Origin of the sequence: Streptococcus sp. HMSC066E07, from assembly GCF_001814695.1 — a bacterium.
GTDB lineage: Bacteria > Bacillota > Bacilli > Lactobacillales > Streptococcaceae > Streptococcus > Streptococcus hominis.
On sequence record NZ_KV817448.1, the window covers coordinates 60,310 to 77,507 of the forward strand.

A 17,198-nucleotide genomic window follows, 5' to 3' on the forward strand; every position below is an offset into this window, starting at 1 on the left:
GGCGTAATGTTCTTTTATTTTTTACTTCTTTTTTTACTTCAATAGACTAATTTGTAAAACGAGGCGCAAAAAAAGACTAGGCGATTCACCTAGTCTTTAAAGAGCAAATTTTCGTATCTCCTCTTCACTTAATAATTTAATAAAGGCCTGTTGTACGTTATCTAAAGCGTGAGCCATTGACAGCAACTCCTTATTTAATTGTTCTTGGAAATAGTATGTTACTTGGGTGTTATTAGTCAATAACCCCACAATATGGCGATTGACGCTTGTATTGTCTAAATTAATATCATATAGGTCAACTAAATCAATAAGGTCGATTTCGCTTAGTCCTTGAGCTGCAGCTTCTTCAATTCTTTTCTTATCCTCTAGTGAAAATCTTGTTGGCTCTAATTGAATAGTGTGCCTTTCTTGAATTGGTCTTGTTGCATAAGGGTTGGAAACCCAACTGATAATTTCATCAAAAGTTCTTTCCTCAGTCCTTTCTATATCATTGGATTGATAAATATTAATGCCTAGATTTGCCAACTCTTCTTTAGAATATTTTTGATATAACTCTGTGATATCCTTACCTTGACTGAGTAATTTCATATAGTCCTCATATATCTGTTTGAATTTCACTCCATCTATTTGTTGACCACCAGTCATACTAAACGAATAGGTTGTTCTTCCTTTTTGAGAAATAACTAATGGGACGGATGTAAGGTAAGATTTTGGAATATTCTCTTTATACATTCTTTCTAATATATCATTTACCATAAATCCGATATTAAACAAGGGATTTTCTTTGAGTTTTTTTATTAGATTAGGGATAATTTCTGTCGAAACATTATCATACCACCATTTATTGATGAGAGGATCAATGTTTTCTTGCCTAAATGTTGAGGGTATGTCATTTCCGCCTAATTCAAATAGGATACCACAGACATTAACTTCAAATGATTTAATTAAATTATCCCCTAACATCAACCAAAGAATATCAAACATTTCTTCAAAATCAATGACAGTCAATTCATTGATGGTACGGGTTCTAAAACTTCTAGCGGGGTTATAACTTTTTCCACCAACCCATACGTCAATGTCATCTTTCTTGTGAAAAGTATCCATTTCAGTTTCAGTAGAAATCATAAATCTTTTTCTTTGAATATTGAAATTTGCAAATGTCTTGGCAATACTTAGACAACTTGATTGGATTGAAATTAAATCATCACTCATGAAAGAATATAGTTTTTCATCTACAGCCTCTAAATCTCTATATAAAATAGAACTGAAAAAATAATGAAACAGATTCTCAATAAACTCATCTAACTCTCCAAAAACGATATACGTATAGCTCGAAGCGGTTAGAGCATTTAAATAAACTAACATCGAACTCGTAATTGGTCGCTTACCACTTTCAACTTGACTAACTTGACCTGCATTGCCTAGTTCGCTTTGTGTAATATTGTATTTTTTTCTTAAATTTTTGATACGAGTAGGTATTTCTTGTGAATAATTTTCTTCAAAAAATTTCATATATAATCCCCCTATAATCATGGAAAAGTAGAAAGTAGTAAAAATAGTTGTTATCCTAGTTGATTAAAAAAATCTCTGATTTCCTCATCTTTTATAAAATAATATATAATTTTCCCCTCTCTTCTAGTATCCAAGATGTTTTGATTGGCTAGTTTACGAAGATGGTGGGAGGCAGATGCCATACTGAGATTTAGTAAACAGGCTATATCACAGACACAGAGTTCTTCAACAGCAAGGAGATAAAAGATGATATTTATCTGTTTATTATCGGTAAACTTTGATAAAATTCGAAGTGATTTTTGGACTTTTTCCCTTTCAAGGTAGTTCGTTGCAGTTGTAACATTTTGTTGATTTATAATATTCACTTGGCAGATACTATCTTTTTTCATATTTTTTTCTCCTAGTCGAACACAGTCCTTAGCATGTCAAAGCTGTTGTTTTCAATCAGGATATACATCCCCAATCCTAAATAAACAACGGCAATAAACCATCTGCTATATTTTTCCAAAGTTTCTCCAACAGAAGGGACTTGTGCCAATTTTTGGGCAGAAAAAACCAAGAGATAAATCATGACTAGAAAAGTAAGTAAAGCCACTATCAAATTCGCTAAATTTAAGGTAATAAAATATGGGACAAAAACACCAATATTGTCAGCACCACAACTTGCAAAAGTAATCATAGCGACTAGAAAAATCAGGTTTTTATCATCTTTACGCAAACCATCTTTTGCAATAGCTTCTCCATCAGAATCTCCTAAAAGCAAAACTTTGAGGCCTAGGAAAATTGGAATCAAACCGAGCAAACCTAAAATCTCTTTACTAGGAATATAATTTAAGACAAATGCAAAAAGTAAACTTAGCAATATTAGACTAACAGAGCCTAGAAATTGTCCTAAATAGATGTTAATGATGTCTTTTCTGCTTTTTCTTTTGGCAAAAAATAACATTAGGATAATAAGTAAATCTACGGCTGTCCCAGAATACAGGATTATTGAAGTAACAACATTTTGAATCATAAAACACCTCATTCAAATATATTTTTGAATGTATTCTAACATTAAACTTTGTAGATGTCAACTTAAAATCCACCAAAATATAGATAAGAAGTTAGTGTACCAAATATTAAAAAGCCCTGCCATCGAAATGATAGCAGGGCTTAACTTCAATATCCAGATGATATATTTATCTAAAAAAGGTAGAGTAAAAGGTAGAGTTTTTATTGATTTGTAGTGCGATATAATGAGTTTCAAAAAATCAAAAATCGCTTAAAATCAATATTTTGACGTCTATTGACGTGTACTGAAACCCTTACTTAACTTCTGTAAACACTACATGTTTACGTAATTTTGGTGAGTATTTTTTCAATTGAAGACGGTCTGGAGTGTTGCGTTTGTTTTTAGAAGTAAGGTACAAGCGTTCACCAGATGCTTTGTGTTCAAGTGTGATATTTACGCGCATGATAGCTCCCTTCTATTATTCTGCTGCAGCTTTGGCGATTTTACGTCCTTTGTAGTATCCTTTGAGGGATACACGGTGAGAACGTGAGTAATCTCCAGTAGTTTCGTCAAAATGTACAGATGGAGCTGTAATTTTGTAGTGAGTGCGGCGTTTGTTTTTCTTCGCTTTTGAAGTGCGACGTGCAGGTACTGCCATTTTCTTTATTCTCCTTTTAATATAAGTTCGATTCAATCTCTTTGATTTTCATCAACTGTAATAGTATATCAAAAAAATTTTGTAAAGTAAAGTTACTTGACAGATTTTCTTTTACTTTTTGTAAAATAGCAGAGCGTGCTAGCTTTTCAGAGAAAATATACCGAAACTGTCCTCAAAATCTGTTACTTGTGGTAAAATAATTATATTATATGAATGAAGAGGAAAGCTATGAAATTACAAAAACCGAAAGGGACTCAGGATATTCTCCCTCAAGAGTCTGTCAAATGGCAATATGTAGAAGAATTTGCTCGCAAAACGTTTAAAAAATATCATTACGCAGAAATTCGCACCCCGCTATTTGAGCATTATGAAGTGATTAGTCGTTCTGTTGGAGACACGACTGACATTGTAACCAAAGAAATGTATGATTTTTATGACAAAGGCGACCGTCATATCACATTACGCCCAGAAGGAACAGCACCAGTTGTACGTTCTTATGTGGAAAATAAGCTCTTTGCACCAGAAGTCCAAAAGCCGGTGAAACTTTATTATATGGGCTCTATGTTTCGTTATGAGCGTCCTCAGGCTGGACGTTTGCGTGAGTTTCATCAGATTGGTGTAGAGTGTTTTGGATCCAACAATCCTGCGACTGATGTGGAGACAATCGCCATGGCAGCTCAATTTTTCAATGAAATTGGTATTCAAGGTGTAACGTTGCAGTTGAATAGTTTGGGGAATGCAGAGAGTCGCGCCGCTTACCGTCAAGCATTGATTGATTATTTGACGCCGCTGAAAGACAGTCTTTCTAAAGATAGCCAGCGTCGTCTGGAAGAAAATCCTCTCCGTGTGCTAGACAGTAAGGAAAAAGAAGATAAACTCGCTGTTGAAAATGCACCCTCTATCCTGGATTATCTAGATGAAGAAAGCCAAACTCATTTTCAAGCTGTGCGTTCGATGTTGGAATCACTAAAAATTCCTTATGTTATCAATACCAACATGGTTCGCGGATTGGATTATTACAATCATACGATTTTTGAATTTACTGCAGATGTGGCGGGCAATGAATTGACAATCTGTGCAGGCGGCCGCTATGATAGCCTCGTTGCTTATTTTGGCGGACCAGAAACGGCTGGTTTTGGCTTTGGAATGGGCGTGGAGCGCCTGCTTCTTGTTCTTGAAAAGCAGGGTGTAGTCTTGCCGCTAGAGGATAGTTTGGACGTTTATGTTGCAGTTTTGGGAGACGGTGCTAATAACAAAGCTTTGGAAATTGCACAAGCACTTCGCAAGCAAGGATTTACAGCTGAACGTGATTATTTAAACCGTAAGTTGAAAGCGCAATTCAAGTCAGCAGATACTTTTTCTGCTAAAGTGTTGATAACTCTTGGCGAAAGTGAAATTGAAAGTAACCAAGTTACCGTCAAAAACAATCACACTCGTGAAGAATTAACGGTTGATTTAAATCAGATCCAAGAAGATTTTCAAACAATTTTTGAACAACTGGGGTTTTAATTTAAAAAGGGAGAAAGCCAGTCAAATGGCTTTTTTCTCATAACATAGTAGAATGTTGAAGTAGAAGTGGAGAGAACAATGAAAAAAATAATCATTCCGTCTGTAATTCAGTTTCTAATTGTTTTTTTGATTATAGGAGGAATTGCCTATTTTGTAAGAGGGGATTTCTTTTTTCGGTTTTTAGCACCGATTTTTGGTTTAGCAGCAGGGCTATTGCGCTTAGCATCAAGTTATGTGGTCAAGGTTTTGCATCCTGAATTATATGACAAAGAAAGTAAGAGGTGAGTCGTCATCTTCTTTTGTGAAATATTACGTTAAGATATGAAGATTTTGAAAAGCATATCTTCTTTTTCATCGCTTTTGTGGTAAAATAGTAAAAGAATTAAAAGTTTGGAGAATAAAAATGAAACGTTCAATGTATGCTGGGCGTGTTCGTAGTGAACATGTTGGTCAAGAAATCACTTTGAAAGGTTGGGTGTCCCGTCGTCGTGACTTGGGAGGACTGATTTTCATTGATTTGCGTGACCGTGAAGGCATAATGCAGCTAGTTATCAATCCCGAAAATGTAGCCAAAGAAGTCATGGAAACCGCTGAAAGTTTGCGAAGCGAATATGTGATTGAAGTGACTGGAAAAGTAGAAGCCCGTACGCAGGCGAATGATAAATTAGCAACGGGAGCTGTTGAACTACACGTGGAGAATCTGACAGTTCTCAATACGGCCAAAACGACTCCATTTGAAATCAAAGACGGTATTGAAGCGAATGATGATACCCGTCTCCGTTACCGTTATTTAGACCTTCGTCGTCCTGAAATGTTGGCAAATTTGAAATTGCGAGCTAAAGTAACACATTCTATCCGCAATTACTTAGATGAGCTTGAATTTATTGATGTGGAAACGCCGTTCCTTACTAAGTCAACTCCAGAAGGAGCGCGTGATTATTTGGTACCAAGTCGAGTGAACCAAGGTCATTTCTATGCTCTGCCACAAAGTCCTCAAATTACCAAGCAACTGTTGATGAATGCTGGATTTGATCGGTATTATCAAATTGTAAAATGCTTCCGTGATGAGGATTTGCGTGGAGACCGTCAACCAGAGTTTACACAAGTTGACTTAGAAACTTCTTTCCTATCTGATCAAGAAATTCAAGATATTACAGAAGGCTTGATTGCTCGAGTGATGAAAGAAACGAAGGGGATTGAGGTTACACTACCATTCCCACGAATGAAATATGATGATGCAATGGCTTTGTATGGAAGTGATAAACCAGATACACGTTTTGAGATGCTATTGCAAGACTTGACAGATCTTGTCAAAGGAATTGACTTCAAAGTTTTCTCAGAAGCACCAGCTGTTAAAGCTGTTGTTGTGAAAAATGCAGCTGACAGCTATTCGCGAAAAGATATAGATAAGTTGACAGAGCAAGCAAAACAGTATGGAGCAAAAGGACTTGCTTGGGTGAAAGTAGCATCAGGTGAACTAAATGGACCAGTTGCTAAGTTTTTGAAAGACTTGACAAGTGACTTGACAGATGCTTTACAGCTTGAAGACAATGATTTGGTTCTTTTTGTAGCGGATACTCTAGAAGTTGCCAATGCAGCACTAGGTGCTTTGCGTATACGTTTGGCAAAAGAGTTGGGCTTGATTGATGAATCGAAATTTAATTACCTTTGGGTTGTGGATTGGCCAATGTTTGAATGGTCGGAAGAAGAAGGTCGTTATATGAGTGCACACCATCCCTTCACTCTTCCACAAGCGGACACAGCTCATGAATTAGAAGGTGATTTGAGCAGGGTTCGTGCCATTGCTTATGATATTGTCTTGAATGGTTATGAATTGGGTGGTGGAAGTCTTCGTATTAACCACAAAGATTTGCAAGAACGAATGTTTAAAGCCCTTGGTTTTTCTGAAGAAGAAGCTACTGATCAATTTGGTTTCTTGCTAGAAGCAATGGATTATGGTTTCCCGCCGCATGGTGGACTGGCAATTGGACTCGATCGCTTTGTCATGTTGCTGGCTGGTGAGGAAAATATCCGCGAAGTGATTGCTTTCCCTAAAAACAACAAAGCAAGTGATCCAATGACTCAGGCACCAAGCATAGTTGACGCCAAACAACTTGAAGAATTAAGTTTACAAGTAGAAACTCATGAAGAAAAGTAAGATTTACAAACGATTGCGTTATTATTTGCGCCGTCTAGCCTATGATTTTAAGTTGATACGAGTACTTAAGAGTATTTCTCGTGAGAAATACGATGAAAAGATTTCTGCTTCGCTCATTTATGGTTTTCTATCTGCGGTTGCAGTGAATCTTTTCTTTCAACCGGGACATGTTTATTCAAGTGGTGCGACTGGATTGGCACAGATTTTAGCTGCTTTAAGTACACATTTTTTAGGATTTACTATTCCGGTTTCTGTGACTTTCTACCTCATCAATATCCCGCTGATGATTTTGGCTTGGTATCAAATTGGGCACAAGTTTACGGTATTTACTTTTATAACCGTTTCCATGAGCTCGCTGTTTATCCAGTTTGTTCCTGAAGTGAGTTTAACAAATGACCCGATTATCAATGCCTTGTTTGGTGGGGTCATCATGGGAATGGGAATCGGCTTTGCTTTGCGTTCCAATATTTCCAGTGGGGGGACGGATATTGTCAGCTTGACGGTTCGGAAGAAAACCGGCAGAAATGTGGGAAATATTTCCTTTATGGTTAATGGCATGATTATGATCATTGCCGGTGTGACTTTCGGCTGGAAATATGCACTATATTCGATGATTACGATTTTTGTGTCAAGCCGTGTGACAGATGCAGTCTTTACTAAGCAAAAGAAGATGCAGGCGATGATTATTACCAGTCATCCCGAAGAAGTTGTTGATAAAATTCATAACAAATTGCATCGTGGTGCAACCATGGTTAATGGTGCAGAAGGAACTTACAATCATGAGAAAAAGACTGTTTTGATTACAGTCATTACGCGTGCTGAATTTAATGAATTTAAACATATTATGCGTAAAACTGATCCGCATGCTTTTGTATCGGTAGCAGATAATGTTCACATTCTTGGACGTTTCGTAGAAGAATAAAATATCAGATTGGTTTGTTTAGCCAATCTGATGTTTTTTGTTATATGACTTGCAGTCCGTCTCGTGGTTTTTAGTGCGAGACAAATAAAACAGATGTTACGATTATTTAAGTACAAGAACTTGTTTTGCAGGGACAGTATAGGAATCTTTGTTAGTATTGAGAGGAACGTCAAGGCTGATCTCTGGGTAGTTGATAAAAATAGCTTGTTTATCCTGATTTGGATAGCTAAATGCTTCGTTTCCAAAGTTAATGAGGATTGTGATTTGATCTTCTTTTTCTTTAATTTTATATTCGACCACAGAATCAGTTAGCCATTCGATAGAACAGTAATCTTTAATTTCTGTTCTTGTTTCCAAACTGAGGAGCGGATTTGCTTTTCTGAATTGGACTAACTGGCGAATAAAATCTACATCTTTCTCATATTCAATGGAGCGTAGCCAATCAAGACGGTTGATGGTGTCTGGAGTATTATAAGTATTATCCATGAGGTTTTTACTGCGGAAAAACTCTTGCCCGCTATGGATGAATGGTACTCCCTGAGCTAACAAAGTAATATGCAAAGCAAGTCGTGCATCTGCTAACCGCTTATTTAGAGAGATATCTGGCTTTTTAATTGCAAAATAATCAAAAGCCGTTGCATCATCATGGCATTCTACGTAGTTGATAGCTTGCTGGGGTGCAATAAAATGTGCTGTTTCCGTTAATCCAACATTAGCCGTCAATACATTTTCTATTGTATCTATTGGTTTAGGATCTTGGATTTGACTGCCTTCTAAAATCGTTTCTTTGATTGTATTGCGGAAGTGGTCGCTGAAAAAACCATAGTTTGGTAATTGAGCGGCGTTGAATTGATGTGCAAGTCGATTGCTATCCAGTCCGGTAGCCATACGCCACCCTTCTCCATACAAATAAACATTTGGATAAAGAAACTTCAATTCCTCTGCAATCTGCTTCATGGTTTCCATATCTAGAATGCCCATGAGGTCAAAGCGGAAGCCATCCATTCCATAAAGAGTTAGCCATTGTTTGAGGGAATGCTTAATATAGCTACGAACCATTGCCCGCTCACTTGCCACATCGTTCCCACAGAAAGTCCCATTTGTCAAATTGCCGTTGTGATCGTAGCGGAAGAAATAGCCTGGGACGATTTTTTCAAAAGCATAGGCTTTAGGATCGTAGACATGATTGTAAACGACGTCCATGATAACACTAATGTCGGCTTGATGATAAGTAGCGATTGCTTCTTGCAATTCAACGATTCTTGTATAAGGATCATGTGGATTCGTTGCAAAGCTACCGTCAGGAAGATTGTATTGCATAGGGTCGTAGCCCCAGTTATACACGAGTTCTGTATGATTTTCATCAACGCTGCCAAAATCATACAAAGGCATGAGCTGAATGTGGGTTACTCCAAGCTGTTTGATGTAATCCATTCCTAAAGTATGCTCTTGCAATTGCGGAGACTCTGTTAGGGATTTGAATTTACCAGGGTAAGAAAACTCAGCTTCTTTTTGCATGGAAAAATCTCGCACACTCATCTCGTAGATAACAGCTTTTGTTATTGGAATTTGTGTTGCTGCTCGGTGAATTGGGCGGGTAATTTTCTCTGGATTGACAACATAACTAACGCCAGAATTGCTTTCTGAAGATAAGGCATAAGGATCGTGTACTTCCACCCAATGACCATTCACTTTGTGTAGATAGTAATAAGCCGCCCCATCAAAATCTCCAGAGACTTCTGCTTGCCAAACTCCTTTTTCTCCGAGCATCATTGGGTAAATGTCATTTTGCAAATGAAGCAATACTTGTTCAGAAATTGGTGCCCAAAGCTTAAAAATAGTTGCTTGTGGAGTATAATGAGCCCCTAAATCGCTTCCGTTGTAGGTAAATGTTTGGTCAAAAATCGGTTTTCTCACAATATGGCGAAATTGTAAGAAAGTTTTATTGCGATCTTGGTCGTAAATCCAATAATGACTGGTTAAATCTAACGGCTCAAGAGGAGCAAGACGGTATTGCACGAAGTTGTCATGTTCTCCTACAGCTCTTATCCGTAAAGTTTCTGCACGATCAACCGTTTCAATTGTAAATTGTAATGGTTCGGCATAAAATTGTTTTTCTAACTCAATAGTGATGAGACTTTGGTCATCTAAATAGGCTTGGAATGTTCGGAAAGCCATAAACTTCCTTTCTTTATCGTTCGATAATGCGATGTGGAATCAATTGGCGATAGCAAATTTGTCGATTTTCTTTGGTATCATTGATAATTTGTAGAATAGTCTTGAACGAAACCCGCCCTAGCTCTAATGTGTTAATGTCTACATAAGCTGTTAAATCAAGTTTGGGTTTAATAGAGTCAAAGGCTAGAGTGGGAACAGACAATTGATTTTCATTTAAATAATTACAAACTCCTTCTGCCAGCATACTGTCTGTTGTGATAATAGCATCAATTTTTGTATCATGACTGAGAAGGCGCTTGGTAAATTGATATCCTTTGTCTTCCAAAAATTCATTTGCAAAGGCTGTATTTTGAGGGTCAAGCTCTAAGTGATAATCCTCTAGTGCTTTTTGATACCCTTTATAGCGATCTTGCGTTACAAATAGTCTTTTGCTACCACCAATAAAAGCAATATTGTGGCAGTCTTTTTTGATAAAATATTCTGTTGCGTCATATCCAGCTTGGATATTGTCATTATCCACCAAAGGAATAAACGGAGAAAGCGATTTTCCTAAAATTAAGAAAGGAAATTGTTCTTCACTGACCATTTTCACTAGTGGATCATTTTCTTGAGAGTAGAGAAAGATGAGTCCGTCTACTCGTTTGCCAAGAACCATTTGGGAAATGGCTTCCATGCGCTCTTTTTCATTTTTCCCGGTTGCAATTTGGATAGCGTAGTGATGCTCGGAAGCCACCTGAGCAATTCCGCGGAAAACAGAAGGAAAGAACGGATTTTGATAAAAAGTGTCTGAATCATCAGGTAAAACAATCCCAATGACTTGTGTGTAACTGCTAACAAGACTACGTGCATTGAGATTAGGGTGATAATTCAATTCTTTCATAGCCTTGCGGACTCTTTTTTTTGTTTCATCGCTAATGCTGGATTTGTTTTGAATCACACGGGTAACGGTAGAAGGCGAAACTCCTGCCAATTTAGCAACTTCTTTAATAGTAACTCGCATAAAAAACCTCCTACTTTTTCATTTTTTCATCACGGAAATGTGTCCGATAGAAAATAATGACGAGATAAAGAACAAAAAGAATGTTTTGAATGGTAATCATAGTGGTCATGGCTTGACCGAACAATAACCCTACTGCAACAGCAATCAAAGTTGGCAATCCCAAACAGTTCAAAGCAAAGTGATAGCATTCTTTGACTGTTTTAAAGGAGAAGAGACGGGATTTTTTCGTTAAATAAAGGAAAAAAGTAGCACCTAGAAGGATAATAAAGAAGTTTAATGCCAATAGAAATCCTGAAATCAGAATCAAAAATAGACTGACTGTCACACGATTTTGTTGGAACCAGTCTTGAGAAATGGCAGCACTCAGAGCGGCTTTATCTTTCAAAGTAGCTTGATTAATATGCTGGTATTGAATTTCTGCTAGTTTTCTTCCTTTTTTACTAATAACCAATTGCTTTGGCTCAAAAGCAAGCGTTAACTTTTCTTCTAAGGTTGTATTCTCTTTTCCAAGAATGACAGTTCCCGTTTTGCTGTTGTGAGTTGCTTGCTGGCCAGAATAGCTAAATTGATGATTTTCTATTTTAGCGTTCTCTGCAATATCAGCCATTGTTTCTTTTGTTAGCGAGTCAAAAACACCGTCTACAAAAGTGGTGAGTGGGTAACTTTTGAGTGAAGAATTTTGAATCGCAATTGGTATCATGGATAAGGAAATTAAAAAAACACTAGTGAAAATCAGCTGAAACCATGTCAGCAATTTCCGATTAGCAAAAGGCTTTTTAAAACCATAAATACTGGAAAAATAATTAAATGGATAAGGTAACATAAGCATTTCTTTCTAAAATTTATAATCAGGTGACGACCAATAAACTGTGTTTATTGGCTATCATACAACTATAAATAAAAGAGGGTGGGACAAGATTATCCCTTGTCGCCACCACTTGTTAAACCAGATACAAAGTTCTTTTGTAGGAAGAAGAATAAGATACAGATTGGCAAGGCAATCAAGATAGCACCTGCTGAGAAGTAGGCAATCTTCAAATTCTTCACATCACTAACAAAGGTTTGTAAACCAACAGCAACTGTATAGAATTCTTTTTCACGAAGTAAGAAACTAGATAAGATGTAGTCTCCGAATGGTCCCATGAAAGCCCAGAGAGCTTGTACAGCAATCATTGGACGAACGAGTGGCAGTACAATTTGCCAGAAGCGTCTGAAGTGACCAGCACCGTCCAATTTAGCGGACTCATCAAGCGAGATAGGTACAGTATCAAAGTACCCTTTCATGAGCCAAGCGTTCATTGGGATACCACCGCCGACATAAAGGAAGATGAGGAACCAACTGTGGTTGAGCGCATTTAACATCAAAGCCATAACGAAGAAGGCAGTAAGGGCAGCCATTGTTGGCACCATTTGAATGATTAAGAAGAAGACCAGACTTTGTTTTCTAGCTAGGAAATTATAACGACTATAAGCGTAACCAGCTAGTACAACTATACTTGTTTGGATAATCATTGTCAAGATAGCAATGATTAAAGTGTTAAAGTACCAAGTCCCATAAAGAGTTTCGGTAAAGAGCTTGCTAAAGTTTTCAAAACTGAAATTAATATCAGTATCCAACTTGAACGCAAGGACATTCCCTGTCTTGAAAGCGGACATAATCGTGATCAAGAGAGGATAGATAATGATAATAGATAAAGCCACTAAATAGAAATAAGTTAGGAAGTGGTTTAAACGGCGTTTAAATTTAATAGAATTATTCATCTTACACATCCTCCATATCAAATGCATGTAGTTTCTTGAACGCAATCATGGAGATTGAAATCACGATAAGAGAAATGATAAGTGTTACCGCAGCAGCCATTGAGTATTGAGGAGCTGCACCTGTCGTTAAACGATAAATCCATGAAATGAGGATGTCGGTCGAACCTGCACCACCACCAACTGTACCAGGACCGCCATCATTAAAGAGGTACATGATAGAGAAGTTGTTGAAGTTGAAAGTATACTGACTGATGAGTGTAGGGGCAGCAACTGCTAAAATCATTGGGAAAGTGATATTGCGGAATTTTTGCCATGCATTTGCACCATCAATGTAAGCTGCTTCGTAAAGATCGTTTGGAATGGATTGCAAGATACCAAGTGTCAATACATAAATGTAAGGGAATCCAAGCCAACCTTGCATCATAATCAAAGCAATTTTAGTCCAGGTTGGATCTGTTTTCCAAGGAATCAGATGTCCATTTAAGAATGGCAAAACTTTACCAAGAAGCGGAATGACTTGGGTATTGATCGCACCGATACTATCGTTGAACATGTTACTGAAAGTTAAGATAGTGATAAATGCTGGGACAGCCCAAGGCAGTAGGAAGATAACGCCGAAAATGCGTTTTCCTTTAATAAATGGTTGGTTTGCAATAATAGCGGTAAAAATACCAATAACGATTTGGACGGTTGAGGCAGTCAGTGCCCAGATAATAGTCCAACCAAGAACGGCTCCAAAAGCAGAGCGGAAAGTGCTAAGTCGCCAAATATTAGTGAAGTTTGTCACGCCAACCCAATCCAAGAGCTTGGTTGGAGGCAAATGTTGGAAATCATAGTTTGTAAAGGCGATTAAAAGAGTGACCAATACAGGGAAAATGATAGCAAAAGTCATTGCAATATATGAAGGAATAATCAATAGGTAAGGAAAACCATTAGCGTAAATTCCTTTTAACATATCTTTGAAAGTCGTAGGAACTGGATAATCATTATTCCAACGTTTCGCAATAGTATAAGCATCTTTTAAATTGAGAGCATAAAAGATGAAATAAACAATGACAAGAATAAAGTGGAATGCACCACGAATCAACATGAAAAGAGAGTTATCGCGTCCGGGCACCTCACCGAGAGTAATTAAGTTTCCTAACTCAGGAGCAGCAATGGCGAAAAAGTAAATCAAAAATAAGATGGTAACTCCTAAAAAGATAACCCCTTTTGCTTTTTGTTTATTATAAATTTGCCCAAGTCCTGGGATGAGGGAGAGCAGCAATGCTTTACGTGGCTGTTGTTGTGTAGTCATCAGAGTCTCCTTTTTCTAAAATATAGAACTCGACTGGTGCTGCCAATCGAGTTCTATCCTACCTCAATCTGTTTTATTTTTTACCAAATTTTTGATTGATAGTATCTTTAATCAATTTAACGGCATCATTTACAGCGGTTTTAGTATCTTTTTTACCACTTACAGCATCAAAGAGCATACTTGCTGCTGGATCCCATACAGTACTCATTTCAGAGATATTTGGCATAGGTTGAGCAGATTGGAATTGTTTAATAACAGCTGAAGTTAATTCATCATTTTTTCCTTCAGCGTATTTACGAGCCTCTGTGTTTGCAGGTACTTCGTTTGTAGCATCATAGAAAGCTTTTTGTTGTTCAGTTGAAGTCAAGAAGTTAACAAACTTTTGAGCTGTTTTGGCATTTTTAGATCCTGCAGGGATGACCCAAGCTTTACCACCACCAAAGGTTTGATAGTTTTTACCATTTGGAAGTGTAGGAATAGTGGCAACACCATAGTTCACTTTAGCTTCTTTAAATGATGCAGCTTTCCAAGGGCCTTCAATGATAGCAGCTGTTTTACCTGATTGGAATTGAGTTTGAATTAAGTTTGCGGCACCTTTAGTATCTTGCATTCCTTTTGGCCATTTTGCATACCAAGTTTTAGCGTATTCAACACCTTTGATAGAACCGTCATTTGCAAGTCCAATGTCTTTAGGATCGGTACCGTTCTTACCAAAGACGTATCCACCATTACCCGCTAAAAGACCATAAGTATAATAGAAGTTTGTCCAGTCCGCGAGGAAAGCAGTTGTTTTGCCATTTTCGTTAGCAAAAGCATATTTGCTGTCTTTTGCCAGTTCTTCTAATTCAGCAAATGTTGTTGGAGCTTTAGAGATAAGGTCTTTGTTATAGTACATAACTAATGTTTCGATAACAGCAGGTGCGCCATAAGTCTTACCTTTTGTAGTTACGAGTGCTTTTGTTGTGTCATCAGTCATTGAACCTTTGTCAAGTTTCACTTCTGAAAGTTGGCCGTCCGAACCGAGACTACCTACGCGGTCATATGGAGACATCATAACGTCTGGAGCTTTGCCAGATTGGTTGTCAAGTGAAAGATTTTCAAGACCTTTAAGTTGGTCGCCAGTTTTAATAGTAACTTTTGTTCCATTTTCTTTTTCAAAAGCAGCAGCAGCTTTCTTCATGTAGCCTTCGTATTGTTTTTCTACGTAAACAGTGAGGTTTTTACCATCACCAGAAGAAGCTGATTTATTATTTTTGCTACCGCAAGCTACTAGTAACAAACTAGCTAATCCTACAGTTCCAAGAACTGCAACACTTTTCAACATTTTATGTTTCATGATTTATTCCTCCTAAAGAATAAAATAATAAGATAACAATTTAAAATAGTTTACGCAAACGTTTTCTTAAACTATGCTTAAGTATACCACAAATAGAAAACGGTTGCAACACTTTTTTAAAAAATCTTGAAAATTTTTTATTTTCCACTCCAAAAATCTTGAAAAAATATAGAAGAAAATGATTCAATTGTCCAAAATATTTTAAAATTTTATAAAAAAACTAGAAAAATGGTTGCACACAGGTCGGAATTAAGTTATAATCAAATCAACGCAAACGTTTTCGTTAAATGAATGCAAAATTTAACAGAAAAATTTATTGAGGTGATAAGATGAAAGAGCGTCAAAGTGGTGTTCTCATGCATATTTCTTCTCTTCCAGGGAAATACGGAATCGGCTCATTTGGAAAAAGTGCTTACGATTTTGTGGATTTTTTGGTAAGAACAAAGCAACGCTACTGGCAAATTTTGCCTTTAGGCACGACCAGTTATGGAGATTCTCCTTACCAATCATTCTCTGCATTTGCGGGAAATACACATTTTATTGATTTTGATCGACTGGTTGAAGAAGGACTGCTTGTAAAAAGTGATCTTGAAGGATTAGACTTTGGTCAAGATCCAAGAAAAGTAGATTATGCGAAAGTGTTTAACAATCGCAGGCCTGTTTTGGAAAAAGCTGTGAAACGTTTCTTAGAACGCGGAGATTTAGCGGCTTATGAAAAATTTGTAGCAGATAATGCGTCTTGGCTTGAAGTATTTGTTGAATACATGGCGATTAAAGAGCATTTCGACTTGAAAGCTTGGACTGAATGGCCAGATGCAGCGGTACGTCATCGTGAAGCGTCTAGCTTGGCAACTTATCGCGAAAAGCTAGCTGATCGATTGACCTATCATCGTGTTACGCAATATCTCTTCTTCAAACAATGGTTAGAATTGAAAAATTATGCTAACGAACATCATATTGAAATCGTTGGCGATATGCCAATCTATGTGGCAGCTGATAGCTGTGATGTTTGGGCGCAACCGCATTTCTTTAAAACAGATGAATTAGGACAGCCTACATGTGTAGCAGGATGTCCGCCAGATGAATTCTCTGCGACCGGTCAACTTTGGGGGAATCCAATTTATGACTGGAAAGCAATGGATGAAGATGGCTATAGTTGGTGGATCGAACGCTTACGCGAAAGCTTCAAAATCTACGATGTAGTGCGTATTGATCACTTCCGTGGATTTGAATCTTACTGGGAAATCCCTGCTGGTTCCGATACAGCAGCTCCTGGTAAATGGGTTAAGGGACCTGACTATGCTTTGTTTAAGGCAGTGAAAGAAGAGTTGGGTGATCTGAATATTATTGCTGAGGACTTAGGCTTTATGACCGACGAAGTTATTGCTTTGCGGGAAAAAACAGGCTTCCCGGGTATGAAAGTCACTCAATTCGCCTTTAATCCAGAGTCTGAAAGTATTGATAGTCCACATCTTGCGCCTAACAATTCTGTCATGTACACAGGTACGCATGATAATAACACGGTACTTGGTTGGTATCGCGATGAAATTGATGATGCCACACGTGAATATATGGCTCAATATACTAATCGTAAAGAATATGAAACAGTACCTCATGCTATGCTACGGACTATCTTTGCTTCTGTCAGCTTTATGGCAATTGCAACCATGCAAGATTTGCTTGAACTAGACGGCTCAGCTCGCATGAACTATCCATCAAGCATTGGTGGCAATTGGTCATGGCGTATGACAGCAGATGAATTGGACCCTGTGATTGAAGCAGAGTTATATAGCTTGACGAAAACATATCGTCGTGTAAATAAAAAATTATTAAAGAAAGAGAATGGACTGTAACGTTCTTTTCTAGGTAGGAG

At 37.5% G+C, this 17,198-nt stretch carries 17 protein-coding genes; 6 read left to right on the forward strand and 11 right to left on the reverse strand.

Features of this window, described 5'->3' with window-relative positions:
• Positions 1 to 96 precede the first annotated feature (96 nt).
• Genes HMPREF2984_RS05710 through HMPREF2984_RS05720 form a run of 3 tightly spaced genes read right to left on the reverse strand, consistent with a single transcriptional unit; the run spans position 97 to position 2,527 of the window.
• On the reverse strand, positions 97 to 1,512 hold the full coding sequence (locus tag HMPREF2984_RS05710; RefSeq protein ID WP_000667638.1) for a helix-turn-helix domain-containing protein: 1,416 nt from the start codon (positions 1,510 to 1,512) through the stop codon (positions 97 to 99).
• A 50-nt stretch (positions 1,513 to 1,562) separates the two neighbouring features.
• Positions 1,563 to 1,901: a Cd(II)/Zn(II)-sensing metalloregulatory transcriptional regulator CadX gene (cadX, locus tag HMPREF2984_RS05715; protein ID WP_058669970.1), complete on the reverse strand. Its 339-nt coding sequence runs from the start codon at positions 1,899 to 1,901 to the stop codon at positions 1,563 to 1,565.
• Between the two features lie 11 nt (positions 1,902 to 1,912).
• Positions 1,913 to 2,527, reverse strand: coding sequence for a CadD family cadmium resistance transporter (locus HMPREF2984_RS05720; protein ID WP_058669969.1), 615 nt, complete (start codon positions 2,525 to 2,527; stop codon positions 1,913 to 1,915).
• 28 nt (positions 2,528 to 2,555) lie between these two features.
• Between HMPREF2984_RS05720 and HMPREF2984_RS09885 the strand changes: the two genes are divergently transcribed.
• Entirely contained in the window at positions 2,556 to 2,741 is a 186-nt protein-coding gene (locus HMPREF2984_RS09885) for a hypothetical protein (RefSeq protein ID WP_002892741.1), read from the forward strand.
• Positions 2,742 to 2,819: 78 nt separating this feature from the next.
• Here HMPREF2984_RS09885 and rpmG read toward each other — a convergent pair whose 3' ends face one another.
• Positions 2,820 to 2,969: a 50S ribosomal protein L33 gene (gene rpmG, locus HMPREF2984_RS05725; protein WP_003026692.1), complete on the reverse strand. Its 150-nt coding sequence runs from the start codon at positions 2,967 to 2,969 to the stop codon at positions 2,820 to 2,822.
• A gap of 15 nt (positions 2,970 to 2,984) precedes the next feature.
• Positions 2,985 to 3,164 carry a 50S ribosomal protein L32 gene (gene rpmF / locus HMPREF2984_RS05730; RefSeq protein ID WP_049533400.1) on the reverse strand — a complete coding sequence of 60 codons (180 nt, stop codon included), beginning with the start codon at positions 3,162 to 3,164 and terminating at the stop codon, positions 2,985 to 2,987.
• 228 nt (positions 3,165 to 3,392) lie between these two features.
• On the opposite strand from rpmF, the gene hisS reads away from it, so the two are divergent.
• From hisS to HMPREF2984_RS05750, 4 genes are all read left to right on the forward strand, one after another.
• On the forward strand, positions 3,393 to 4,673 hold the full coding sequence (gene hisS / locus HMPREF2984_RS05735) for a histidine--tRNA ligase (RefSeq protein WP_070670744.1): 1,281 nt from the start codon (positions 3,393 to 3,395) through the stop codon (positions 4,671 to 4,673).
• Positions 4,674 to 4,751: 78 nt separating this feature from the next.
• The gene (locus tag HMPREF2984_RS05740; protein ID WP_003027825.1) at positions 4,752 to 4,958 is read left to right on the forward strand and encodes a hypothetical protein; all 207 of its coding nucleotides are present in this window, start codon (positions 4,752 to 4,754) and stop codon (positions 4,956 to 4,958) included.
• A gap of 118 nt (positions 4,959 to 5,076) precedes the next feature.
• A complete protein-coding gene (aspS, locus tag HMPREF2984_RS05745; protein WP_070670746.1) occupies positions 5,077 to 6,831 on the forward strand; it encodes an aspartate--tRNA ligase in 1,755 nt (584 codons plus the stop codon).
• On the forward strand, positions 6,818 to 7,753 hold the full coding sequence (locus HMPREF2984_RS05750; protein WP_070670747.1) for a YitT family protein: 936 nt from the start codon (positions 6,818 to 6,820) through the stop codon (positions 7,751 to 7,753). Before aspS ends, HMPREF2984_RS05750 begins: the two co-directional genes overlap by 14 nt.
• 102 nt (positions 7,754 to 7,855) lie before the next feature.
• On the opposite strand, the gene pulA is transcribed toward HMPREF2984_RS05750, so the two are convergent.
• The 6 genes from pulA to HMPREF2984_RS05780 form a co-directional block, all read right to left on the reverse strand.
• Positions 7,856 to 9,931: a type I pullulanase gene (gene pulA / locus HMPREF2984_RS05755; RefSeq protein WP_070670749.1), complete on the reverse strand. Its 2,076-nt coding sequence runs from the start codon at positions 9,929 to 9,931 to the stop codon at positions 7,856 to 7,858.
• A gap of 13 nt (positions 9,932 to 9,944) precedes the next feature.
• On the reverse strand, positions 9,945 to 10,931 hold the full coding sequence (locus HMPREF2984_RS05760; protein ID WP_003027820.1) for a LacI family DNA-binding transcriptional regulator: 987 nt from the start codon (positions 10,929 to 10,931) through the stop codon (positions 9,945 to 9,947).
• A 10-nt stretch (positions 10,932 to 10,941) separates the two neighbouring features.
• A complete protein-coding gene (locus HMPREF2984_RS05765) occupies positions 10,942 to 11,754 on the reverse strand; it encodes a hypothetical protein (protein ID WP_022525223.1) in 813 nt (270 codons plus the stop codon).
• 95 nt (positions 11,755 to 11,849) lie between these two features.
• Positions 11,850 to 12,692, reverse strand: a complete 843-nt coding sequence (locus HMPREF2984_RS05770) for a sugar ABC transporter permease (protein WP_049514631.1) — start codon at positions 12,690 to 12,692, stop codon at positions 11,850 to 11,852.
• A 1-nt stretch (position 12,693) separates the two neighbouring features.
• Entirely contained in the window at positions 12,694 to 13,989 is a 1,296-nt protein-coding gene (locus tag HMPREF2984_RS05775; protein WP_070670751.1) for a sugar ABC transporter permease, read from the reverse strand.
• 73 nt (positions 13,990 to 14,062) lie between these two features.
• The gene (locus HMPREF2984_RS05780) at positions 14,063 to 15,325 is read right to left on the reverse strand and encodes an extracellular solute-binding protein (RefSeq protein WP_070670753.1); all 1,263 of its coding nucleotides are present in this window, start codon (positions 15,323 to 15,325) and stop codon (positions 14,063 to 14,065) included.
• Between the two features lie 329 nt (positions 15,326 to 15,654).
• On the opposite strand from HMPREF2984_RS05780, the gene malQ reads away from it, so the two are divergent.
• On the forward strand, positions 15,655 to 17,178 hold the full coding sequence (malQ, locus tag HMPREF2984_RS05785; RefSeq protein ID WP_070670755.1) for a 4-alpha-glucanotransferase: 1,524 nt from the start codon (positions 15,655 to 15,657) through the stop codon (positions 17,176 to 17,178).
• Positions 17,179 to 17,198 lie beyond the last annotated feature (20 nt).